Here is a 21,615-nt window from a genome sequence, read left to right on the forward strand (position 1 = left end):
CGCAATCGTCATGTCGACGAACGGCACAAAGAAGGCTCGAAATCCGCAATGGCTATTCGATAGAGCGCCATTGGCAGCGCTCCCCCGGCTCCTCCCTGAGCAAGGCTCTGATTCAGCTACTTCCCCCATGAAACAATGTTTCCCCGGGGAAATAGCAGAAGACATGCCAGCCCATTGGGCTCGGCAGTAGATCCGTGTTTCAGGCATTAAACCTTTGGAATCAGCCAGTTGAATGAAAAACTCGCCGAGTGCCGATACGCCGGCCAAGGTTCGACGTTTCAATGCTGAACAGGGGGGTGAACCGACGTGCGAGGTGGGGCGGCCATGCCCAGGTCCCTACCGATGCCTGGTTCATTCGGTAACATCGCGGCGGGCATGAAAAAGCCGCCTGGCCGAAGGGGCCAGGCGGCTCGAACTTGGTGTCGGAGGCCGGCTGCTCGCCTCCAGGGGTAACCTCAGTCCTTGCGCTGCGGCGACAGCAGCTCGATCTTGTAGCCGTCCGGGTCCTCGACGAAGGCCAGGATGCTGGTGCCGTGCTTCATCGGGCCCGGCTCGCGGGTGATCTTGCCGCCGCGGGAGCGGATGTCCTCGCAGGCCTTGTAGACGTCGTCCACTTCCAGGGCGATGTGGCCGTAGCCGGTGCCCAGCTCGTACTTGTCCACGCCCCAGTTGTAGGTCAGCTCGATGACGCTGTTCTCGTCCTCGGCGCCGTAGCCGACGAAGGCCAGGGTGAACTGGCCGTCCGGGTAGTCCTTGCGGCGCAGCAGGGTCATGCCCAGGACTTCGGTGTAGAAGGCGATGGACTTGTCCATATCGCCGACGCGCAGCATGGTATGCAGCAGTCTCATGGGGTGCGTACTCCTCAATCAGGCCCTGTTCCGGGCTTCCAAAACACGAACCCCGGCTCGTGGCCGGGGTTCGTCTGGCTCAGGGGTGCAAGCTTATCAGAACAGCTTGCGGCCCTTGTTCGCGGCGATGCGCATGCGCAGCGCGTTGAGCTTGATGAAGCCTGCGGCGTCGGCCTGGTTGTAGGCGCCGCCGTCTTCCTCGAAGGTCGCGATGTTGGCGTCGAACAGCGAGTCGTCGGACTTGCGGCCGACCACGATGACGTTGCCCTTGTACAGCTTCAGGCGCACCACGCCGTTCACGTACTCCTGGGAGGCGTCGATCATCTGCTGCAGCATCTCGCGCTCCGGGCTCCACCAGTAGCCGGTGTAGATCAGCTTGGCGTAGCGCGGCATCAGCTCGTCCTTCAGGTGGGCGACTTCGCGGTCCAGGGTGATCGACTCGATGGCGCGGTGGGCCTTGAGCATGATGGTGCCGCCGGGGGTCTCGTAGCAGCCGCGGGACTTCATGCCGACGTAGCGGTTCTCGACGATGTCGAGGCGGCCGATGCCGTTGATGCCGCCGATGCGGTTCAGCTCGGTCAGCACCTGCGCCGGGGTCATTTCCTTGCCGTCGATGGCGACGATGTCGCCCTTGCGGTAGGTCAGCTCGATGTAGGTGGGGGTGTCGGGGGCCTTCTCCGGGGAGGTGGTCCACTTCCACATGTCTTCTTCGTGCTCGGTCCAGGTGTCCTCCAGCACGCCGCCCTCATAGGAGATGTGCAGCAGGTTGGCATCCATGGAGTACGGCGACTTCTTCTTGCCGTGGCGCTCGATCGGGATGCCGTGGGTCTCGGCGTAGTCCATCAGCTTCTCGCGGGACAGCAGGTCCCACTCGCGCCAGGGAGCGATGACCTTGACGCCCGGCTTGAGCGCGTAGGCGCCCAGCTCGAAACGCACCTGGTCGTTGCCCTTGCCGGTAGCGCCGTGGGAGATGGCGTCGGCGCCGGTCTCGTTGGCGATCTCGATCAGGCGCTTGGCGATCAGCGGACGGGCGATGGAGGTACCCAGCAGGTACTCGCCCTCGTAGATGGTGTTGGCGCGGAACATCGGGAAGACGAAGTCGCGGACGAACTCTTCTCGCAGGTCCTCGATGTAGATTTCCTTCACACCCAGGGCCTTGGCCTTGGCGCGGGCCGGCTCGACCTCCTCGCCCTGACCCAGGTCAGCGGTGAAGGTCACCACTTCGCAGTTGTAGGTATCCTGCAGCCATTTCAGAATCACCGAGGTATCCAGGCCACCGGAATACGCCAGGACTACCTTCTTCACGTCCGCCATGCCATCACTCCACGGGGGGTTGTCACGAAAACCGCCGATTCTACTGCTGCGTTTCGGGAAATTATAGAGGCGCGACAGCTTTTGACGACAAAGCGACAGATTCTATCGAGGGTGCGACTAGGCGCCGCGGGCGCTCGGCTGGCCCGGCGGCGCCGAGGCCGGGGCGTTGCCGGCCGGCGCCTTGGCCTGCGGCGCGGCGGGCGCCGGGGGCTCGGGCGGCGTGGCGCCGGGCTGTGCGGCATTGGGCGCGGCGGCGGGCGCCGGCGGGGTTTCCGGCAGCGCCTCGCGGGACAGGTGCAGGGTCACCCGGCGGTTGCGCGCGCGGTTGGCCTCGGAATTGTTCTTCACCAGCGGGTAGCGCTCGCCGTAGAAGCGCACGGTGATCTGCTCCTCGGGCACGCCGTGGGCCTTCAGGTACTCCATCACCGCCATCGCGCGGCGCCGCGAGATGTCGCGGTTGCTCAGGCGGTTGCCGCTGTTGTCGGAATGCCCGTCCAGCTCGATGCGGTTCACCGTCGGGTCGGCCTTGAGGTATTGCAGGACGATGTCCAGCTTGGCGCGGGCCACGGCGTCCAGGGCATCGCCGCCGCCGGGGAAGCCGACCTGGGCCTGGCGCACCTGGTCGAAGTTCACCGGCAGCATCTTCGTCGAGCAGTCCTGCAACTGCGCGTAACCGTCGGCGAAACGCGCCGGCAGCAGGCGCACCCGCAGGTCCTGGCCACCCGCCGCCCGCAGGCGCACCTCGGGGCTGCGCCCTTCCAGCACGCCGTCGAGCAGGCGCCCGGCCTGCTGCTGGCTGCTGGTGAAGGGCACCTCGCCGGCGACCAGGGCCACCGGGCCCAGGTCGATGTCGCCCTGGGTCGGCCGCCACGGCGGCGCCGCCGCCAAGAGCGTCGCCGAACCGCCGCCGGCCCAGTTGCGCAGCGGCTTGAGGCGGAAGGTCGGCTGCTCGCCGGCGCGCCAGACGAACTCGCCGACGCCGAAGCCATCCACCTGTTGCGACAGGCGGCATTCGAACTGGTCGCCCGCCGCCGTCCAGCGCGCGTTCTCCAGGCGCGTCTGGAAGGTCAGCCCCCAGGCCGGCACGCTGGCGCACAGGCCGAGCAGGAGAAGGTAGGAATGGCGCACGGATGGCTCCGGGTAATGCTGGAAAGTACCCAGGAGATATCGGACAGGGCCGGTAAAACTTGATAGCGAGTGCCGGCGACGGGCTTTTCCGGTAGCATTTCCCCACTTAACTCCGCTGCAAATCGTCCTCTGGTATCCCCATGTCCGACCGCCTGACCCTGCTGCGCCCCGACGACTGGCACATCCACCTGCGCGACGGCGCCGCCCTCGCCCAGACCGTCGGCGATGCCGCGCGCACCTTCGGCCGCGCCATCGTCATGCCCAACCTGGTGCCCCCGGTGCGCAACGCCGGCGAAGCCGACGCCTACCGCCAGCGCATCCTCGCCGCGCGCCCGGCCGGCAGCCGCTTCGAACCGCTGATGGTGCTCTACCTCACCGACCGCACCAGCCCCGAGGACGTGCGCAACGCCAAGGCCAGCGGCTTCGTCCACGCCGCCAAGCTGTACCCGGCCGGCGCCACCACCAACTCCGATTCCGGCGTGACCAGCATCGACAACATCTTCCACGTGCTCGAAGCCATGGCCGAGGTCGGCCTGCCGCTGCTGGTGCACGGCGAGGTGACCCGCGCCGAGGTGGACGTGTTCGACCGCGAGAAGCGCTTCATCGACGAGCACCTGGCCCGCGTGGTCGAGCGCTTCCCCACCCTCAAGGTGGTCTTCGAGCACATCACCACCGGCGACGCGGCGCAGTTCGTCCTGGCCGCCCCGGCCAACGTCGGCGCCACCATCACCGCCCACCACCTGCTGTACAACCGCAACCACATGCTGGTCGGCGGCATCCGTCCGCACTTCTATTGCCTGCCGATCCTCAAGCGCAACGTGCACCAGGAAGCCCTGCTGGACGCCGCAGTGAGCGGCAGCCCGAAGTTCTTCCTCGGCACCGACTCGGCGCCCCACGCCCGCCACGCCAAGGAAGCGGCCTGCGGCTGCGCCGGCTGCTACACCGCCTACGCCGCCATCGAGCTGTACGCCGAGGCCTTCGAGCAGCGCAACGCCCTGGACAGGCTGGAAGCCTTCGCCAGCTTCCATGGCCCGGACTTCTACGGCCTGCCGCGCAACGCCGAGAGCATCACCCTGGTCCGCGAGGAATGGCAGGCGCCCGCCAGCCTGCCCTTCGGCGACCATGAGGTGGTGCCCCTGCGCGCCGGCGAAAAACTGCGCTGGCGCCTGCTGGAGGCCGGCGCATGAGCGAAGAGCAGTACGAAGAAGAGTTCGACGGCAACTTCCCCCCCGGCCCGCGCCACCCCATGGCGCGCCGCTTCCGCGGCTACCTGCCGGTGGTGGTGGACGTCGAGACCGGCGGCTTCAACTGCGCCACCGACGCCCTGCTGGAAATCGCCGCGGTGACCATCGGCATGGACGAGAACGGCTACCTGTTCCCGGAACATACCCACTTCTTCCGCGTCGAGCCCTTCGAAGGCGCCAACATCGAGGCGGCGGCCCTGGAGTTCACCGGCATCAAGCTCGACCACCCGCTGCGCATGGCGGTGCCCGAGGAGCAGGCGCTCACCGAGATCTTCCGCGGCGTGCGCAAGTCGCTGAAGGCCAACGGCTGCAAGCGGGCGATCCTGGTGGGCCACAACAGCAGCTTCGACCTCGGCTTCCTCAACGCCGCGGTGAACCGCACCGGCCTCAAGCGCAACCCGTTCCACCCGTTCTCCAGCTTCGACACCGCCACCCTCGCCGGCCTGGCCTACGGCCAGACGGTGCTGGCCAAGGCCTGCCAGGCCGCCGGCATGGAGTTCGACAACCGCGAGGCGCACTCGGCGCGCTACGACACCGAGAAGACCGCCGAGCTGTTCTGCGGGATCGTCAACCGCTGGAAGGAATGCGGTGGGTGGATGGAGGATGAGGACTGATTTTGGTCCTTGAGCCACTGCCATGAAAAAGCCCCGCCGATGCGCGGGGCTTTTTCGTTGGGGGTCTTCGTGCCACTGCAGAGGCTGGCAGGGCCTGCGGGTCCGATCGCGGACGGAGTCCGCTCCTACGACCGCGCCTCCTGGAACCATTGGTTCAGGATCCGTCCTACGGGTTCCGGCGTTCGCGGGACTGACGAGGGGAAAGGATGGCGCCTTGCTTCCCGGCCACTCAGGCCAGCCCTCTCCCGCTTGTGGGAGAGGGCTGGGGAGAGGGAGTGGAGCCAGTCAGAAACACAGCCGCCGCCGGTAAGCACCGTTCGCGAGCACGACAAGGAGCGGACTCCATCCGCGATTGGATTCACCAGCCACGCCGGACGCCCCGATGGCACGGCCAACGGCGGATAACCGCGAACGGTTATTGCCCTACGGCGAGGCGGGCCTGACTCACCCTTCGCCGCTCAAAAAGACCATTCGTCGCCATGCCGGAATGTCGCCCACCAAACTTTGACAATCATTCTCATTAACATTAGTATCGACGCCAACAACCCCACACCAGTAGTGCTATCCATGTACGTCTGCCTCTGCCAAGGTGTTACCGATACCCAGATCCGCGACGCGATCTACGAGGGATGCTGCAGTTACCGCGAAGTGCGCGAGAGCACCGGCGTCGGCACCCAGTGCGGCAAGTGCGCCTGCCTCGCCAAGCAGGTGGTGCGCGAGACCCTCGGTGACCTGCAGGGCGCGCAATCGATGAACTACTCGCTGGCCTATGCCGCCAGTTGAGCGATGCCGATTCGGCATACGCCAGAAGAACCGGGCCCAGGCCCGGTTTTTTTATGCCCGCAATTCAAGGGTTTAGCGCCTAACTGCGGAATGAAAACATTCGTATTCATATTCCTTTTTATAACGAAATCAATAGCTTACGTTTGACATCCGGTTATAAGAGGCCCAAAATTTCAGTCCTACCCCACTCCATACGGCAGGACTCGGCATGAAAGGCGACAAGAAAGTCATCCAGCATCTGAACAAGGTCCTCGGCAACGAGCTGATCGCCATCAACCAGTACTTCCTGCACTCGCGCATGTGGAACGACTGGGGCCTGAAGCGCCTCGGCGCCCACGAGTACCACGAGTCGATCGACGAGATGAAGCATGCGGACAAGCTCATCGAGCGCATCCTCTTCCTCGAGGGCCTGCCCAACCTGCAGGACCTGGGCAAGCTGCTGGTCGGCGAGAACACCCAGGAAATGCTGCAGTGCGACCTGAACCTGGAACTCAAGGCCGCGAAGGACCTGCGCGACGCCATCGTGCATTGCGAAAGCGTGCATGACTACGTCAGCCGCGACCTGCTCAAGAACATCCTCGAGTCCGAGGAAGAGCACATCGACTACCTGGAGACCCAGCTCGGCCTGATCCAGAAGGTCGGCCTGGAGAACTACCTGCAGTCGCACATGCACGAAGACGACTGACGGCCATGGGCGCCGCCCCGCGCGGCGCCCCCGTTCCTCCCTATCCCGCCTGCTGCGGGCGGCGCACCAGGTGCGCCCAGAACAGCAGCCCAGCGCACAGCCCCACCACCACCAGCAATGCCAGGCGCAGGCCGATGTGCTCGGCCAGGATGCCGATCAGCGGCGGCCCCAGCAGCAGCCCGCCATAGCCGAACGACGCCACCGCGGCGACGCCGCTGGACGCCTCCACGCCCGGCCGGTTGCCGGCCGCGCCGATGAGGATCGGCACCACCACCGACAGGCCCAGGCCGACCAGGGCGAAGCCCGCCACCGACAGCTCGACGCGGCCGCCGAACAGCGCCAGCAGCATGCCGGCGATGGCCAGCAGGCTGAGCCCGCGCACCAGGGCGACGTCGGCGACGTGCAGGCGCAGGCGGTCGCCGAACAGCCGGCCGACCACCATGGTCGCCGAGAAGGCGGCGAAGCCCAGCGCCGCCACCCGCTCCGAAGCGCCCAGGACGCTGTGCAGCAGCAGCGCGCTCCAGTCCGCCACCGCGCCTTCGGAAACGAACGCGCAGAGCGTCAGCAGCCCCAGGCCGACCAGCGCCGCCGGCGGCAGCCGCGGACCGCGCCGGCGCGGTTGCGCCTCGGCCTGCGGTTCGCTGCGCCCCTCCAGCAGGCGCCGGCCGAACAGCGGCAGGGCCAGCAGCGCCAGCACGGCGAGCAGGCTGAAATGCCAGAACGGCGTGAGCCCCGCCAGCAACGCCGCGCCCAGCGCGCCGAGCAGGCCGCCGAGGCTGTACATGCCGTGCAGGCTGGACAGGCAGGGCCGGCCCAGCAGGCGCTCCACCTCCACCGCCTGGGTGTTCATCGCCACGTCCAGGGTGGCGAAGGTCAGCCCCACCAGCAGCAGCGCCAGGGCCAGCGCCCACCAGCCGTGGCACAGCCCCAGCAGCGGGAACACCAGCAGCAGCGCCGCGGCGCTGGCCAGGGTCACCCGCCGGCTGCCGAGGCGGCGTACCAGGGCGCCGGCGAAGGAGAACGCCAGCAGCGCACCGAGCCCGGCGCCCAGCAGCGCCTGGCCCAGGGCCTGTTCATCGACGCCGGTGAGGCTCTTCAGCGCCGGGATGCGCCCCATGACGCTGCCATGCACCAGCCCGCCCGCGCCGAAGCAGAAGGCGCAGGCCCAACGGGCCGCGCGGGCCCTCTTGCGGTCGTCCATCGGTTCGAATCCTTTCCCCGCACAAATGAAAAACCCCGCGCTGGCGCGGGGTTCTTCGCTACGACGGCTACGCCGTCGATCAGGCTTCGGCGTTGCCGACGGCCTGCTTGATCAGCGGCTGCAGTTCGCCCTTCTCGAACATCTCGACGAGGATGTCGCTCCCCCCGACCAGCTCGCCCCCCACCCACAGCTGCGGGAAGGTCGGCCAGTTGGCGTACTTCGGCAGGTTGGCGCGGATTTCCGGGTTCTGCAGGATGTCGACGTAGGCGAATTTCTCGCCGCAGGCCATCAGCACCTGCGCGGCGCGGGCGGAGAAGCCGCACTGCGGAGCGTTCGGCGAACCTTTCATGTACAGCAGGATGGGGTTGTTGGCGATCTGCTCTTTGATGGTATCGATGATGTCCATTGGCTAACCTCGGCTGAACTTCGCTACTGCCCGGCCATGCAGCCGGTACTTTGCCGACAGTGTACCGGAAAGCCGAGCACCGCGCTCGGCTTTGCCGCCGACCTCAGGCCGCCTCCACCTCCACCGGCACGCCGTTGAGCGCGGCGTTGCCGGACAGCGCGTCCAGGTGGCGCTCGTCGGTCAGGTCGTTGGCGCTGGCGCCGCCCTGCTCGCTGGCGATGGCCAGTTGCACCCCGGGGCGCGCATGGCCCCAGCCATGGGGCAGGCTGACCACCCCGGCCATCACCTCGTCGCTGGCCGCCACCTCGATCTCGACGCTGCCCACCCGCGAGCGCACCCGTACCCGCTGGCCGTCCAGCAGCCCGCGGCTGGCCAGGTCCTGCGGGTGCATCAGCAACTGGTGGCGCGGCTTGCCCTTCACCAGGCGGTGGTAGTTGTGCATCCAGGAGTTGTTGCTGCGCACGTGGCGGCGGCCGATCAGCAGCAACTGGCCCTCGGCCGGCGCCGGGGTGTCGGCGAAACGCCCGAGGTCGGCGAGGAACAGCGCCGGCGCGGCCTCCACCTGGTGGCTGGCGGTCTTCAGCCGCGCTGCCAGGTTCGGCCGCAGCGGGCCCAGGTCGAGGCCGTGGGGGTGCTCGCGCAGGCGCGCCAGGCTCAGCTTGTGCTCGCTGGCATCGCCGTAGGGGCCGAAGCGCAGGCCCATGTCGATCATCTGCTCCGGCGGCGCCGTCGGCTTCAGCTCGGTGCCCTGGCGCGCGGCGTAGGCCCTGGCCAGGCCGACGAAGATCTCCCAGTCGTGCAGCGCGCCGGCCGGCCGGGGCAGCACCGCCTCGTTGAAGCGGGTGACGTTGCGCACCGCGAAGACGTTGAAGGTGGTGTCGTAGTGCTCGTGCTCCAGCGGCGCGGTGGGCGGCAGGATGAGGTCGGCGTAGCGCGTGGTCTCGTTGATGTAGAGGTCGATGGCGAGCATGAACTCCAGGCCGTCCAGGGCCTGCTCCAGGCGCCGCCCGTTGGGGGTGGAGAGCACCGGGTTGCCGGCCACGGTGATGAGCGCGCGGACCTGGCCCTCGCCCTCGCTGAGCATTTCCTCGGCCAGGGCCGCCACCGGCAGCTCGCCGCCGTATTCCGGCAGGCCGGACACCCGGCTGCGCCAGCGGCCGAAGGCGCCGCCGGAGGTACTGGCCACCAGGTCCACCGCCGGCGTGGTGCAGAGGCTGCCGCCGACGCGGTCGAGGTTGCCGGTGACCAGGTTGATCAGTTGCACCAGCCATTGGCAGAGGGTGCCGAAGCGTTGGGTGGACACGCCCATGCGCCCGTAGCACACCGCCTTGTCGGCGGCGGCGAAGTCCCGGGCCAGGGCGCGGATGTCCGCCGCCGGCACGCCGCAGCGCCGGGCCATGGCCTCGACGCCGAAGGGCGCCAGCGCCGCGCGCACCTCGTCCAGCCCGGCCACCGGCAGGTGGCTGGCGCGCCCCAGGTTCTCGCCGAACAGCACATCGAGGATGCCCAGCAGCAAGGCCGCGTCCTGCCCCGGGCGGACGAACAGGTGCTGGTCGGCCAGCGCCGCGGTCTCGGTGCGCCGCGGGTCCACCACCACCAGGCGGCCGCCGCGGGCCTTCAGGGCCTTGAGGCGCTTTTCCACGTCCGGCACGGTCATGATGCTGCCGTTGGAGGCCAGCGGGTTGCCGCCGAGGATCAGCATGAAGTCGGTGTGGTCGATGTCCGGGATGGGGATCAGCAGGCCGTGGCCGAACATCTGCTGGCTGACCAGGTGGTGCGGCAGTTGGTCCACCGAGGTGGCCGAGTAGCGGTTGCGCGTCTTCAACTGGCCGAGGAAGTAGTTGCTGTGGGTCATCAGCCCGTAGTTGTGCACGCTGGGGTTGCCCTGGTACACGGCCACCGCGTCGCTGCCGTGGCGCTCGCGGATCTCCGCCAGGCGCGCGGCGACCAGTTCGAAGGCCTCGTCCCAGGCGACCGGCTGCCACTCGCCGCCGACCCGCCGCATCGGCTGGCGCAGGCGGTCGGGGTCGTTCTGGATGTCCTGCAGGGCCACCGCCTTGGGGCAGACGTGGCCACGGCTGAAGCTGTCCTGGGCATCGCCCCTGATCGACAGGATGCGCTGCTCCTCGGTCTCGATGGTCAGGCCGCAGATGGCCTCGCACAGGTGGCACGCACGGTGGTGGAGGGTCTTGCTCATGGCTCGCCTCTTGTTGTTGCGCCGGCCTTCGCGGGCCGGTCGTTACCAGAGCGAGCACTATGGAACGGCGCAGCGGCGAACGCCACAAGCCTAAGTGCAGTGAATCGCGGGATATAGGCGCGAATCGGGGCCGCGCAGCTGCCCGGCGGGGGCTCCGCGGCAAACTTGCGTCAATGCGTAATTTCCTTATGAGGACGTATGGGGCGCATAGGGGATTCCTGCGCTTCTGCAGCCCCCTAAAACCCCCTCGAAATCGCCAGATTGGTACAAAAAGTGGTACGAACCAATCTGGCTGTCTTGCCCGTTCTGGGCGCCCTACTCCCCCTTCGAAAACGCCCCTCCGATAGCGGCGCCTTAATCATGCGCATGGCCATCAAGGCTCACACCTACCAAAGGCATCGGTTAAACCGACGAACGGTTATTGTGGGTAACAATGTTACCCAATAATCTACGCCCATGCCAGCCACAACGGCGAGGCGAACTGAGGATCGACGAATGTCAAAAGTCACCCTGAACGGCCAGCAGATTGATTTCGACGCCGCCGTAAATCTGATGGACGCAGAGCTTCGAGAGGAGTTGCACAGCGCTCAAGAGTGGACCAACGATCAGGAGTTTCTCGACGCCTACGTGCAAGCCCATGCCGCGAAGTTCGACGGCGAAGAATTTCAGGTCGCCTGACCTAAGAAACCCACCACAGTGGCGAGGCGAAGACAGGGAACGAAGCCATGAAGATCACCAACGATACCACCACCTATCAGGTCGCTGAGTTGATGGGGACTGAGGCCGATGAACTGGACGGGCGGATCATGCTGGGGCTGCTGAGTCGCGAATGCGTGGTGGATACCGACGATCTGACCGAAGATGAATGGCTAGCGCTCATCGACGAGTCGCAGAAAATTCGCCGAACGGAATATGAGGACGCCTGACATGGCCGTTTCACGCGCCGACATTGAGCTTTACATGCGCGGCTTCATCGTGCTGGAAACGACTGATTCGGGCTGGGCATGGGGCATCGACAATGCCGGCGCGGAAGGTGACATCCAATACGGTAACGTCGAACTGATCGAGCATGACGACGGCTTGGCTCTTCGCGGGACCGTCAGCAAGACACAGCAGGAAGCAGTGGAAAAGGGCCTGCGCTACATATGGGCATGCAGACCGGACATCGTAGCCATTGCGAGGAACGATGCCATTGCAGCAGAGAAGTACCGTGCGGAAACCTGACGCTTCCAACCATAACCCAAACCCGCGCTACCTGCGCGGGCTGGTTGAACGGTCCGGCAAGAGTCAGCGCCAGGCAGCCGAATTGCTTGGTCTGAGCTGGGAGGGCTTTCGCAACTACCTGCGCGATGAATCCCACCCTCTCCATCGCTCCGCACCGTACACAGTCCAGTTCGCCCTGGAATGCCTGGCAGAAGCAGAATGATGGGCGCACCGCACGACATACCTCAGCGCAACGCGGCATACGCCGCCTCGCAGGCTAGCCCCCGGGCTCTGGACTGGTCAGCAATGTCTGCCAGGCGCCCCGCTCTTTCGTCAGCGCGCTTGAGCACGTCGGCGAGCACTCGGGCTGCAGCGGCAGCTGCCTTGCTTGCTCCGGCAGTGCAGGTATCGCCGCGGGCTTCACTTGCTGCCAGTCGGGTTGCGAGCTTGTCGGCGGCGTCCCGCAGGCTGCCAGCAGAAGCACGAGCAGCGGCAGCATCCATTTGAGCTTTGTCGATTGCACGTTGGCCGTCCTCGGCGAGTTTGTTGATGGACTGTTGGCGGTTCTGCTCGATGACGCGCTGTTCGGCCTGGGCCTGGGCGGTAGCCGCGGCATCGGCGGCCAGGTGCTGGTCCCACTTAGCCTGCCAGGCTGCATCCGTCGTCGTTACGCCGTGGCGCCAGCATCCAATGCCCACGGCGGCGATGATCAGTACCATCAGGAGTTGGCGCCAGTAGCTGAGCAGCCAGGTCATGCCAGCACCTCCTTTGCCCGCCCCCACAGCGCCAGGCGATCCGCCTGACCATTCAGGCCGCCGTTGATCACTCGGGTGATCTGCTCGAAGCGCCCGGCATCGGCCAGCTCATTCAGGCCATGGTTCGCCCACCACCAAGCGGCAGAGGTCGCGGCCCACTCGGCCTGCTCCAGCAGTTCAGGCTGGTCGAGCAGCGGCAGGCCCAGGGCGGCGCCGGCCTTCCGGTAGTTCTCCCGGCCGGTGATCTGGATCAGGCCGCGGCCCATGAACCGCTTGCCGTCGCCGGGCTGGGTATTGCCCAGATCCTTGCGGCCCTCGTAGCCCTTCTGCGCTGCGGTAGGGCCCCATATCTCGCGCACATAGCGCAGCTGCCCCGACTCGTGGCCGATCTGCGCCAGGAACGCAGCCTGGCGCACTGGCGAGTCGATCCGGTAGCGCTGCATGGCTCGGTTCAGCGCAGGCACAAAAACGCCGGCTCGAGGGCCGGCGCTAGGGAGAATGCGCAGGAGCTGCGCTTCGGTAAGGGGCATAGCTCATCACCTGGGACTGGTAGCAAATCCATTCGGTTAATTTTGCCAGTATGGATTCACCGAGATTCATGTTGTAAATTCTGATACATACCGCATGTCAAACCATCAGTTAACAAGGAAGAAACATGATCATTGATCCAATATTCAGAATGTCAAAGCCAAATAAATATGATCAGGTTTCATCAACTCTTGAACACTCAGGATGGAAGTCTTTTGAGCGACCAATGCCAGAGTTCTTCAACAGGGCTTCTCAGTTAGCAACTGGCGCGATAATCGATGTAGGAGCCAATACGGGGTTTTATTCATTACTCTCAGCATCCGTATCAGAAAGCAAAATATATGCATTCGAGCCGGATCCAGAGATAATCCCAATTCTCCTTGAGAATATCTCAATTAATGATTTCTCATCAAAAATAGACGTATCAACTACTGCACTAAGCAGCAGGCATGGTACATCAATGCTTTACATCCCGGATCAAAGCCATGGATGCGTTGAGACATCCTCATCTTTAAACAAAGAATTCAAGGAATCTCATTCGGATTGCAAGCCTGTGGCCGTCGAGACAATCGACAGGATCTTCTCTCCGGCTCTTCGAAAGAAAGAAAAAATCTCCCTAATAAAAATTGATGTAGAAGGCCATGAGGCAGAAGTTCTGAGGGGGGCAGAGAAAACTATTCGCAGGTGCAGGCCGGTAATTTTTATAGAAATACTACCAGCGGCAGACAACGACTATCTGAATGAATTCATAAAAAGATTCAAATACAAAGATATTGTCATGAATGAACAAGGCGCCATCCTCCAAGAGAGCGTAAAATTTCACAAAGATGGATGGAATCACATATTCTGCCCTGAAGAAAACGTTAATAACTTTCTTCAGGAGGCATAAACGATGTTCCATCGAACAGCCATCCTTGTGATGGCCGTTCTTCAGTTTCAGAGACTTCGATCAGATCAGCCAGGAATTCAGCTGAGAATCGATGCTCCATAGGAATCTCATGTCCTGCCAGGGCCATTGCTGCCTGGTAGGGCTCTTCTCCATAGACTTTCCGGAAATTCTCATCAGGCGCCTCATAAAGAACGCCATTGATTACCTCAACGACTACACCATCCTCAATGCGCACGTACACGCCCATTATGCATACTCCTCTACGATAATCAGACCATCCCCACCTCTTCCACCCACTCCGCCAGCGGCTGGGGTGTTATTGCTAACCCCACCACTGCCGCCGCTACCAAACTGCCCCGCATTGCCTGCCTTGGTAGTAGAGGTAACAGAAAACCCACCACCATAGCCAAACCCGGAATTCCCGCCATTCCCTGAGTTATACGTCGAGGGCCCGAAGGAAACTCCAAATACACCAGGAGCCCCTTGGCCGCCGACGAATGAATTAGTCCCGTAAACGTTACCTCCGCCACCACCTGCTGCAGTAAATGAAGTCGAAAGTTGACCCGCCCCCACACCACCGCTGCCTCCAGCGCAGGAAGATATTGAGCCAAAGCTAGTGGTTCCTCCAGACGAGCCGTTGCTGGGGGTAATAGATCCTCCGTTTCCGCCACCTCCGATAGTGACAGGAACACCACCAGAAAATCCTGTAGTCAGGAATAGATCTGCATAAGCACCTGCACCGCCGCCACCCCCGAGAGATACGGTCGTGGAGGACGTGAAACCTGCGCCACCGCCACCGCCACCCGCGCCAGAAATTCGAACTCGAATCTTCGAGGTCTGCGGCAGCGACGTGAATACAGTTGCACCGGTCGTAGTGCCAGAAGCGCCGTCATAGGAAACGGTTTGTACACCGCCAACGAGGTAATACACGCTACGGCGAAGTAGGCGGCCGGCACCAGGATCGGCCCAGTTTGCACCGCCCGTATCCGGATTGTTGGAGTTATTGTCTGAAGTGCTCAGCCAGAAGCCGGAGCCATCGGACTTTTGCAGGAGCGCTCCCTTCGGATAGCCGCCCACGGCCGCAGCAAAGGCACCGTCATAGTTGAATTGGCCGCCAGCATTCTGCCAGCGCAGAACGGCAGTGATGGCATTCAGGATGCCATTCATGTCCGTGCCGAAAGGAGGAACACCACCTGCCACAATGGGCGTGCGAGTCAGCGGCGGAAAACCGTCGGTATACGATGCCCGTCCATCAGTCACGCCAATCTGCGATGCAACGGGAATAGTCTGTTTATCGCCATCATCAGCGAACGGCTTCTGGATCTTGCCGGGTACGTTACTAGCTTGCATAGATGACTCCGCCTTCTCCGAGGAAAACGCCTTGGTCGAATGGTTGTCCGCCGGCTTCTGCGAAGCCGAAAGTGGTAGATGGATCGAGTTGAAGGATGATGCTCAGTGCCACGCCTGCCGGTCTGGCTATGGCACCAGAGCGCAGGATGATTGCGGCATCGACCGCCGAAAGATCGAACTCGAATACGAAGCGCATTCCCATCCCGCCCGTATCCTGGACGTAACAACGCCCCTTGCTGCCGAAGATGAAGCGGAGCATCCGGTTCATTGACGGTGCTGTGCAGTCGGAGATGTTCGACATCGCCTTCAGCAGAATCAGTTGCCGATAGGCTTCGTCCGAGAGCTCGTAGGTTTGCGTGGGCAGCGGACCGTCATAGAACGGTGCCTGGTCGAATGGCTGCACACCGGTAGAAGCAGTGGCTTCGGTGAAGGCCTCGTCGAACCCGAAATAGGTGACAGCTTGGTCGACCTGCAGCAGGCGGGAGACGTTGACGATCTTCCCCCAGATGTCGAGGCCGAAACCCTGGGCCGTGGCCACGTTCCACACCACGTCATAGAACGCATCGATATCGACCGATGGATCGATACTCTCGTTGAAGTACTGCAGCAGCCCGGTAATCGTTGGGCTATTTGCATACTGCGCTAGAAAGGTGTCCCGATAGTTGTTCATACCAGGAGCACCTGAATGTTGGAGCTGTCGAGAGTCGGACGCTGGTCAATCCCGAAGGCGAGAGAAACAGCTGCTGCTGACGAATCGAAGCCCATGGTGATCGATTCGATGTTGACGTTCGAATTCACGGCGGCAACGCCAGCGTAGTACCGCCCGGCGTAGATGGTCGAGCCGATACGCGCCCTGCTCCCGCCATCCGCTCCATTGAAGGAATTCACCACTGCTGCCCGAACCAGGTCCACGATGTTGGCCGGCAGCAGCGGATCGGTGGCGATCTGGATCTTGAAGAAGGCCGGAGTCGCATCAGGCGTCTTCCAGGTCACCGTGTACTGCGGATAGGGCTTCTCGTAGCCCTCCGAATCCTCGATGACATAGCTGGTGTCGCCGTTGTAGTTGCAGCCCAGTGACTTCTTGCCCCAGATCGCTGCGGCGATATCTGCTGCTACGCCGCCGACCACGGCGACATACACGGAATGGGGAGCCAGTGGGTAACTCGTGGCTCCGTAGTTCACCGTCGTGCCCGCAGGGTTGTCGACCACGAAGGCATCGAGGACATCCGCTACAGCCAGTACGCGGCCGAGGATACTCTGCGTGGAGTTCACCCCATTGGCCGCCACGGACAATTTGCGCCGGTACTCGAAATCGGCGCGCGACTCGACGTCAGTCCCCAGCGTTCCGGCGGCAAGATTCTCCACGCGATCCCAGCCAGGCACCGCGGAGTAGATCTTCGCCAGGTTGCCGATCGGGCAAGCGATAGGACCAGTAGTCGAGTTCTGGAAGTCCACATCCACTGAACCGCTGGACGGGATCGTCGCATCAGACAGGCTGAAGTAGATATAGCCGTTAGTATCCTGGGCGGCCGAACCGGCAGGAATGACGGTGCCGACCAGGCCTGTGCAGGTCCCGGTGACCACAGTTCCAGAAGCAGAGATGCGCTCAAGGAAGTAGATCCTTCCGATTGCATCCTGCCACCGGCCATCGGCCTTATCCGGGTCGACGTTGTTGACCACTTCGGCAATCTGGTCGTTCTTGTCGCCAATGATGGCGGTGGTGGTCTGGGCGATCTGCCCTTGCGGGGTGGTCAGGCCTGGATTTACGCCGCCGCCGAATGCCTGATTGATGTCGGCCTGGACACCCGTGAGGATGTCGGTTTCCTGCGGCAGGGTGACGCCGTTGGCATCGATTACCACGCTGGGAACGTTGGTGGTCATTAGAACGAGACTCCCGCTTCCTGTCCGTCGGTGTCGATGATCTGGATCTGCCCGGTCAGGCCGCGCTCAGTGAACGAAACGGCGATGGTCTTGACCTGTGCCACCTTGGGCACCGTCAGGGCCGCCACTTCGATCTTCTTCTTGATGAGGGAAATCGGTGGGTACTTGCCGAGAATCTGCTGCCAGTACGGCAATCCGAGAGTGGTGTCGTACCAGCACTCCCCGAGGAACGTACGGACGGCGCTGGCGACGTCCTGGGCGATGGCATAGGGTTCAGTAGCAAGGGCCACATTCCCCTCCCCATCCAACACCAAATCCCATGCGCTGCGGTCGAGTAGCAGTGTGCTTGCCATGTGAGGTTCCGATTGAATCTTCCAGTTGAGATGCCAGACCTTCCCGACCTCTCCCAGCGCTACGCCCTGGTCATTGCCTTCCAGTCCTCACGCGCAGCCGATTACCCCATCGCGCTCTCATTGGCGCGACGGGCCAGCTACTTCGTGGAGGTAACCAAGGGCAACGTCGACTATCACGTGGCGGCGTTCGAAGCGACGGCGCCGGACATCGCCAGGGCGGTATCGATCGCCGACATGCTGGCCAGGGTGAAAGGAACGTTCTTTTCCGTCAGGGGACGGCTGTTCAAGGACGATGGCAACGTGCTGCAGGTGCTGCACTGCCTGAACGAGTCATTCCGGGTGAAGGACTACCGGTCGCATTGCCACGTGGTCTTCCCAACCCAGTTCCCGCTTGGGATTCCGCAGGTGCACGTCAAGATTCCACATCTGGGCAAGAAGGACATGCTGATCATCCCCTGCGCCTTCGCAGCCAAATACACTGGCTGGGCTCTTACCCGGGAACATCCCGGAGCGCTACAGGACCAGTTCCGAGATGTCTGCGTGACGCATGGGTGTGACTGGTGCCCAAGGTGTAATCCCGATGACTTGAGATCACCTCAAGTACTCGGAGGACCAGAAGTATCGCTTCCGCTCGCCACGCCGGAATGAGTGTGCGTCTTGTCGATCGACACGCCGTCGTTCTTCACAGTGCCACCGTTCACGGACAGATTGCCGTTGATGGTGGTGTTGCCATCGATCACTGCCGCAGGTGCCTGGATGTGAACCTGTGTCGGTGACACCAACTCGATCCCGCTTTCATTGAAACGGACGTACTGCGCCGGCGCTGCAGCGATGATGCTGCCGAGGTAGACCGCATCGGCCGGATCGTTCTGTCGACTTGAGCCCGGGGGAGCCTCGCTTCTGGACGACTTCACTGCACTGATGTCGCGGTCGCAGAACACGGCAATGCCGATGTCTCCAGCCTGGGGATCGAGGATCACCGCGTTAGCACCGCCCTGGATGCGCATGTAGGGTGCGTTGTAGATGGTCGCATGCGGCGTCACATCGCCCTCACCGTCGATCTGCTGCACAAGCGGAAGCAGGCTCACGTAGCCAATCGGAGAAACCCCACCCGCATTCGTGACCGAAATAACCTTCACCGGCCTGGCCATCCAGCGCCCACTGAAGAACGCACGAATGACAGCCTCCAGCGCGTTGATGTCGCTGTTCTTGTCGGATGAGCCGAGAAGCGGCTGGCTACCATTTGGAGACATTCAGGACCAGTCCTTCTTTCGCGAGATGCATCGTGGTGAACCAGGGGCCTTGGGGATACACCGTACTCAGTTCGTGCCGCATGGAGTGGATTACCCACTCGCCGCGGGCTTTCTCGACCGAGCTGTCCAACTGCACGCGCCGCCCAAGAGAGGCTTCGGGGTTGAACTCAGTGACGATCTGAATGCCTGTGCTGGTGAAGACCGGGTAGCCAACGAGGCCGGTGGCCGGCGAAATCTGGAGGAAGTCCTCGCCGAAAGCCGAACCGTTCGGCCAGATGGAGAGGATGCCGTTCTCGATCTTGCAGAGCACCCTGGCGGCGTTGCACACCGACTTGACCTGTTGGATCAGCGTTCCCGGAAGGTTTGGGTTGCTCAGTTGCACCGAGACGCCGTGGTTTTCGAATCCATAGCCCATCTGCTTGGCCAGGGCTTCGACGATCGTCGCTACGTCAGTGCTGCCTTCGTAGCTATTCGCTGCAGCCGGTGCCACCTGAAACAGGTAGCCCGGCCTTGCGTTCAGGTCGAAGGCTATGTCGGGAGCCCCGGAGTAATTCACCACACCGGCGATCATGGTCCCGTCGAAAATCTTCTTGACGCCCTTGATGGGGTCGCCTGCGCTGACGCTGATCTCCGCCCCGCGAACGGCCAGGGCATGCAGCTGGTTGGTGCTGAACTTGTTCATGTCGGTCATCTTCATGCCGAACACGCGCAGTTGCAGCTCGCCCAAGGTCAGGATGCCCCCGGACTGTGCCAGGATCAGCTCTACCCGATGGCCGCGAAGAGAAACCTTGTCTTGGCCCTGGTCGTTCAAGCTCCCGTCACGAAGGCGAAATGTCAGTTCGATTTCCCTCGTAACGAAGCTCATGGGGCGATCCTATTTGACCAAGTACTCGGTGGGTGAACGAAGGCAAAGCTCGTAGTAGGCGGCAGCAGCGCTGTTTGGCGTCGTGAGGAATGTCCGATTATCAGCAAAGACGTGATCGGTGATTCGATCAGCCCAAACGCGATGGGGCATGTCGTACAGCCCAGCATCGGCAAGCTGCCGGCCGATACCTGCCTTGGCCTGCTCCAATGTCCAGCCTTCCTGCCTCGCCGAAACGATCCAGGCATAGCCATTGGATTGCCGTACACATCCGAGCGTGATGCGGTCCGCCTCGGCCTGTTGGGCAGACTTCATCACCGGCGCCGGCTTAGCCGATCCAACTTTCGGCTCCGCGCTATCAGGAACTCCTTTGGCGTGGCGGATCAATATGCACTCCTGCTCAGAAGGTGCCGGGATTCGCTGTTCCACCGGGATGGACTTTTCCATCTTCATGCAGGTCATCAGCAGCACCTTGTCCGCGCTGATCTGTTCCGCCATTGCTGCGGGCGCCATCAAGGCGACCGCCAATACCCATGCCTTCATGTCCATCTCCACTGAGTACCTGGCCCAAGCATATCTGCGATCAGAGGGCCTATGCAGTCACCGCAATCGTCTTGATGCGCTTCGGTGCAGTGGGAGTCGGAATGGTGTGCGGCCCAGCACTGACAGTTTCCTGCGCAGACGTACCGTCGTCGAAGCCATAGGTCTGCGTGGTGAAACCGGAAGGCACCGTGATTGTGGCCACGTCAGCAGCGCGGGTGACCTGGGAACTGGTGGTGGGGATATAGCTGGTGGGGAAGGCGCCTGCCTCGAACTGAGGACATTCGACGATTAACCCATCCGTCGTATTGACTGTAGTTACCGAAGACGAAGAGGTAGACGGGCCAATAAGTCCGCGAATGTTCTCCCCAGTGATCGTGGTTGCGGTAAGAGAAACAAGCCAGCGCCCATTCCCAAGGGGTATAGCCGTTGCCACGGCATTATTGAAGCCAGAGCCAAAATAGCTTATGGCACTCAAAACGCCATTCGCCAAGTTGACCAGGACGCGACACCCCGAGTTAATAGTTGTTGCACCCTGTAGTTGAATGTAGGCGGCGGTAGCCCCGTCCGACTTCACTATCCAACTGATTGTTTGGACGGTGCCTGAAATTCCGACCGACTGATAAAACTGCGGCTGAATGCCGTTTGATGTCGGCGCCAAACTGAACGCGGAGTTATCCCCGAACACCGAAGGCTGCCCGGAGGCTACGGTGAATTGGCCCTTCACCCAGGAGGCCGACGTAAGATTTGTCGATTGCAAGAACAGATTCGTGCGCTGCTCCTCGATCAGCAGCCCGCGCAGTGTCAGCGTGACCGGGTCGTAGTCGAAGCGGGGTTGGTCATTCGCCGCAACCTGCAGGACTGCCGTCGGATCAAAGTAAGTGCCAATGCTCGGGCGCGTCAGCGACATGATCCCGGGTAGTTGGGTAGCCATGGTGAAGGCCTGGCCAATCTTCACGGTTTGCGCGGAGGTTGCGGTGCGACCGAGGTTGTCCTTTGCCTTCAACGTGAACGAGACGATCGTCAGGCCGGCGGTCGGAGTACCGCTGATGACGCCGGTCGAACCATCCAGGGACAGGCCGGCCGGAAGCGAACCGACCACGCTCCACGAAAGGGCGGAATTGGCCATCTGCCCTTGCAGGGTGATCGATGACGAATACGGCACTCCCTGAATCCCATTCGCCAGGGCGCCAGTTAGCACGAGAGGATGAGCAGCGGCCCATGTGTTGGCGGCGTTGATCCTCGACTGGAAGTCGATTGAGGCCCGAGCGGCTTTCTCGATCAGGTCTTCCGGTGACAGGTACATCAGCACCCAGCGGCTGCCGAGGCCGGAGAAAACCGGATCATCCGTGCCTTCGGTATCCATGAAGGCCAGATCACCGACGAACCCCAGGTAAGCCTGACGCACGCACCGAACGCGGTCCCGGCAGAGAACCCCAGTCAGGATGGTTTCGCCCTCTAGGCTCACGTCCAGGTACATGCCGGTCGACTTCTGGTAGACGTTCAGCACGCAATTCTGCTGGGCAAGAACGACCTTCAGCGTCTGCGAAGCGACGGCAGCGAGCGGGATGATCTGCATGG

27 protein-coding genes are annotated in these 21,615 nt (G+C 62.8%); 10 read left to right on the forward strand and 17 right to left on the reverse strand.

Annotated elements, in window-relative coordinates:
• Positions 1–455: 455 nt before the first annotated feature.
• The 3 genes from gloA to CHC02_RS25055 all read right to left on the reverse strand — a co-directional run bounded on the left by gloA (position 456) and on the right by CHC02_RS25055 (position 3,290).
• On the reverse strand, positions 456–848 hold the full coding sequence (gene gloA, locus CHC02_RS25045; RefSeq protein ID WP_009618415.1) for a lactoylglutathione lyase: 393 nt from the start codon (positions 846–848) through the stop codon (positions 456–458).
• A 96-nt stretch (positions 849–944) separates the two neighbouring features.
• The gene (locus CHC02_RS25050; RefSeq protein ID WP_089394104.1) at positions 945–2,162 is read right to left on the reverse strand and encodes an argininosuccinate synthase; all 1,218 of its coding nucleotides are present in this window, start codon (positions 2,160–2,162) and stop codon (positions 945–947) included.
• Between the two features lie 117 nt (positions 2,163–2,279).
• Positions 2,280–3,290: a flagellar protein MotY gene (locus tag CHC02_RS25055; RefSeq protein WP_089394105.1), complete on the reverse strand. Its 1,011-nt coding sequence runs from the start codon at positions 3,288–3,290 to the stop codon at positions 2,280–2,282.
• A 140-nt stretch (positions 3,291–3,430) separates the two neighbouring features.
• Between CHC02_RS25055 and pyrC the strand changes: the two genes are divergently transcribed.
• The 4 genes from pyrC to bfrB all read left to right on the forward strand — a co-directional run bounded on the left by pyrC (position 3,431) and on the right by bfrB (position 6,616).
• A complete protein-coding gene (gene pyrC / locus CHC02_RS25060) occupies positions 3,431–4,477 on the forward strand; it encodes a dihydroorotase (protein ID WP_089394106.1) in 1,047 nt (348 codons plus the stop codon).
• Positions 4,474–5,148, forward strand: a complete 675-nt coding sequence (gene rnt / locus CHC02_RS25065; RefSeq protein WP_089394107.1) for a ribonuclease T — start codon at positions 4,474–4,476, stop codon at positions 5,146–5,148. The genes pyrC and rnt overlap by 4 nt, the downstream gene beginning before the upstream one ends.
• Before the next feature lie 567 nt (positions 5,149–5,715).
• Positions 5,716–5,931 (forward strand): bacterioferritin-associated ferredoxin, encoded by a 216-nt coding sequence (locus tag CHC02_RS25070; RefSeq protein WP_089394108.1) that lies wholly within the window; start codon positions 5,716–5,718, stop codon positions 5,929–5,931.
• Positions 5,932–6,139: 208 nt separating this feature from the next.
• The gene (bfrB, locus tag CHC02_RS25075; protein ID WP_009618404.1) at positions 6,140–6,616 is read left to right on the forward strand and encodes a bacterioferritin BfrB; all 477 of its coding nucleotides are present in this window, start codon (positions 6,140–6,142) and stop codon (positions 6,614–6,616) included.
• Positions 6,617–6,656: 40 nt separating this feature from the next.
• On the opposite strand, the gene CHC02_RS25080 is transcribed toward bfrB, so the two are convergent.
• The 3 genes from CHC02_RS25080 to CHC02_RS25090 form a co-directional block, all read right to left on the reverse strand.
• Entirely contained in the window at positions 6,657–7,817 is a 1,161-nt protein-coding gene (locus CHC02_RS25080; protein ID WP_089394109.1) for an MFS transporter, read from the reverse strand.
• Positions 7,818–7,896: 79 nt separating this feature from the next.
• On the reverse strand, positions 7,897–8,223 hold the full coding sequence (gene grxD, locus CHC02_RS25085; protein ID WP_058070522.1) for a Grx4 family monothiol glutaredoxin: 327 nt from the start codon (positions 8,221–8,223) through the stop codon (positions 7,897–7,899).
• 103 nt (positions 8,224–8,326) lie between these two features.
• On the reverse strand, positions 8,327–10,420 hold the full coding sequence (locus tag CHC02_RS25090; RefSeq protein WP_089394110.1) for a molybdopterin oxidoreductase family protein: 2,094 nt from the start codon (positions 10,418–10,420) through the stop codon (positions 8,327–8,329).
• A gap of 495 nt (positions 10,421–10,915) precedes the next feature.
• On the opposite strand from CHC02_RS25090, the gene CHC02_RS25095 reads away from it, so the two are divergent.
• The 4 genes from CHC02_RS25095 to CHC02_RS30610 are packed head-to-tail and all read left to right on the forward strand — an operon-like array spanning position 10,916 to position 11,846.
• The gene (locus CHC02_RS25095; protein WP_089394111.1) at positions 10,916–11,098 is read left to right on the forward strand and encodes a hypothetical protein; all 183 of its coding nucleotides are present in this window, start codon (positions 10,916–10,918) and stop codon (positions 11,096–11,098) included.
• A gap of 47 nt (positions 11,099–11,145) precedes the next feature.
• The gene (locus tag CHC02_RS25100; protein ID WP_089394112.1) at positions 11,146–11,346 is read left to right on the forward strand and encodes a hypothetical protein; all 201 of its coding nucleotides are present in this window, start codon (positions 11,146–11,148) and stop codon (positions 11,344–11,346) included.
• A gap of 1 nt (position 11,347) precedes the next feature.
• Positions 11,348–11,644, forward strand: coding sequence for a hypothetical protein (locus tag CHC02_RS25105; RefSeq protein WP_089394113.1), 297 nt, complete (start codon positions 11,348–11,350; stop codon positions 11,642–11,644).
• Complete coding sequence (locus CHC02_RS30610; protein WP_089394114.1) at positions 11,607–11,846, forward strand: helix-turn-helix domain-containing protein; 240 nt, start codon at positions 11,607–11,609, stop codon at positions 11,844–11,846. The genes CHC02_RS25105 and CHC02_RS30610 overlap by 38 nt, the downstream gene beginning before the upstream one ends.
• A 22-nt stretch (positions 11,847–11,868) precedes the next feature.
• Here CHC02_RS30610 and CHC02_RS25115 read toward each other — a convergent pair whose 3' ends face one another.
• Positions 11,869–12,378, reverse strand: coding sequence for a DUF2514 family protein (locus CHC02_RS25115; protein ID WP_089394115.1), 510 nt, complete (start codon positions 12,376–12,378; stop codon positions 11,869–11,871).
• Positions 12,375–12,908, reverse strand: a complete 534-nt coding sequence (locus tag CHC02_RS25120; RefSeq protein WP_089394116.1) for a glycoside hydrolase family 19 protein — start codon at positions 12,906–12,908, stop codon at positions 12,375–12,377. Before CHC02_RS25120 ends, CHC02_RS25115 begins: the two co-directional genes overlap by 4 nt.
• Positions 12,909–13,033: 125 nt before the next feature.
• Between CHC02_RS25120 and CHC02_RS25125 the strand changes: the two genes are divergently transcribed.
• Positions 13,034–13,795 (forward strand): FkbM family methyltransferase, encoded by a 762-nt coding sequence (locus tag CHC02_RS25125; protein WP_089394117.1) that lies wholly within the window; start codon positions 13,034–13,036, stop codon positions 13,793–13,795.
• Here the strand turns inward: CHC02_RS25125 and CHC02_RS30030 are convergent.
• The 5 genes from CHC02_RS30030 to CHC02_RS25140 are packed head-to-tail and all read right to left on the reverse strand — an operon-like array spanning position 13,770 to position 17,379.
• Positions 13,770–14,042, reverse strand: coding sequence for a hypothetical protein (locus CHC02_RS30030; protein ID WP_139210240.1), 273 nt, complete (start codon positions 14,040–14,042; stop codon positions 13,770–13,772). The two genes, CHC02_RS25125 and CHC02_RS30030, sit on opposite strands and share 26 nt — an antisense overlap.
• The gene (locus CHC02_RS30035) at positions 14,042–15,145 is read right to left on the reverse strand and encodes a hypothetical protein (RefSeq protein ID WP_139210239.1); all 1,104 of its coding nucleotides are present in this window, start codon (positions 15,143–15,145) and stop codon (positions 14,042–14,044) included. Before CHC02_RS30035 ends, CHC02_RS30030 begins: the two co-directional genes overlap by 1 nt.
• Positions 15,135–15,815: a DUF2612 domain-containing protein gene (locus CHC02_RS25130; RefSeq protein WP_089394118.1), complete on the reverse strand. Its 681-nt coding sequence runs from the start codon at positions 15,813–15,815 to the stop codon at positions 15,135–15,137. The genes CHC02_RS30035 and CHC02_RS25130 overlap by 11 nt, the downstream gene beginning before the upstream one ends.
• Complete coding sequence (locus tag CHC02_RS25135; protein ID WP_089394119.1) at positions 15,812–17,026, reverse strand: baseplate J/gp47 family protein; 1,215 nt, start codon at positions 17,024–17,026, stop codon at positions 15,812–15,814. Before CHC02_RS25135 ends, CHC02_RS25130 begins: the two co-directional genes overlap by 4 nt.
• Entirely contained in the window at positions 17,026–17,379 is a 354-nt protein-coding gene (locus CHC02_RS25140) for a contractile injection system sheath initiator (RefSeq protein ID WP_089394120.1), read from the reverse strand. Before CHC02_RS25140 ends, CHC02_RS25135 begins: the two co-directional genes overlap by 1 nt.
• Positions 17,380–17,409: 30 nt before the next feature.
• On the opposite strand from CHC02_RS25140, the gene CHC02_RS25145 reads away from it, so the two are divergent.
• Positions 17,410–18,027, forward strand: a complete 618-nt coding sequence (locus CHC02_RS25145; RefSeq protein ID WP_089394121.1) for a hypothetical protein — start codon at positions 17,410–17,412, stop codon at positions 18,025–18,027.
• Here the strand turns inward: CHC02_RS25145 and CHC02_RS30040 are convergent.
• Genes CHC02_RS30040 through CHC02_RS25160 form a run of 4 tightly spaced genes read right to left on the reverse strand, consistent with a single transcriptional unit; the run spans position 17,976 to position 21,613 of the window.
• Positions 17,976–18,632 carry a hypothetical protein gene (locus CHC02_RS30040; protein ID WP_139210238.1) on the reverse strand — a complete coding sequence of 219 codons (657 nt, stop codon included), beginning with the start codon at positions 18,630–18,632 and terminating at the stop codon, positions 17,976–17,978. The genes CHC02_RS25145 and CHC02_RS30040 overlap by 52 nt on opposite strands.
• Positions 18,616–19,497, reverse strand: a complete 882-nt coding sequence (locus CHC02_RS25150; RefSeq protein WP_089394122.1) for a baseplate hub protein — start codon at positions 19,495–19,497, stop codon at positions 18,616–18,618. Before CHC02_RS25150 ends, CHC02_RS30040 begins: the two co-directional genes overlap by 17 nt.
• 9 nt (positions 19,498–19,506) lie before the next feature.
• A complete protein-coding gene (locus CHC02_RS25155; RefSeq protein ID WP_139210237.1) occupies positions 19,507–20,037 on the reverse strand; it encodes a hypothetical protein in 531 nt (176 codons plus the stop codon).
• A 49-nt stretch (positions 20,038–20,086) separates the two neighbouring features.
• Positions 20,087–21,613: an Ig domain-containing protein gene (locus CHC02_RS25160; protein ID WP_089394124.1), complete on the reverse strand. Its 1,527-nt coding sequence runs from the start codon at positions 21,611–21,613 to the stop codon at positions 20,087–20,089.
• Positions 21,614–21,615 lie beyond the last annotated feature (2 nt).

Origin of the sequence: Pseudomonas delhiensis, from assembly GCF_900187975.1 — a bacterium.
Taxonomy (GTDB): Bacteria; Pseudomonadota; Gammaproteobacteria; order Pseudomonadales; family Pseudomonadaceae; genus Pseudomonas; species Pseudomonas delhiensis.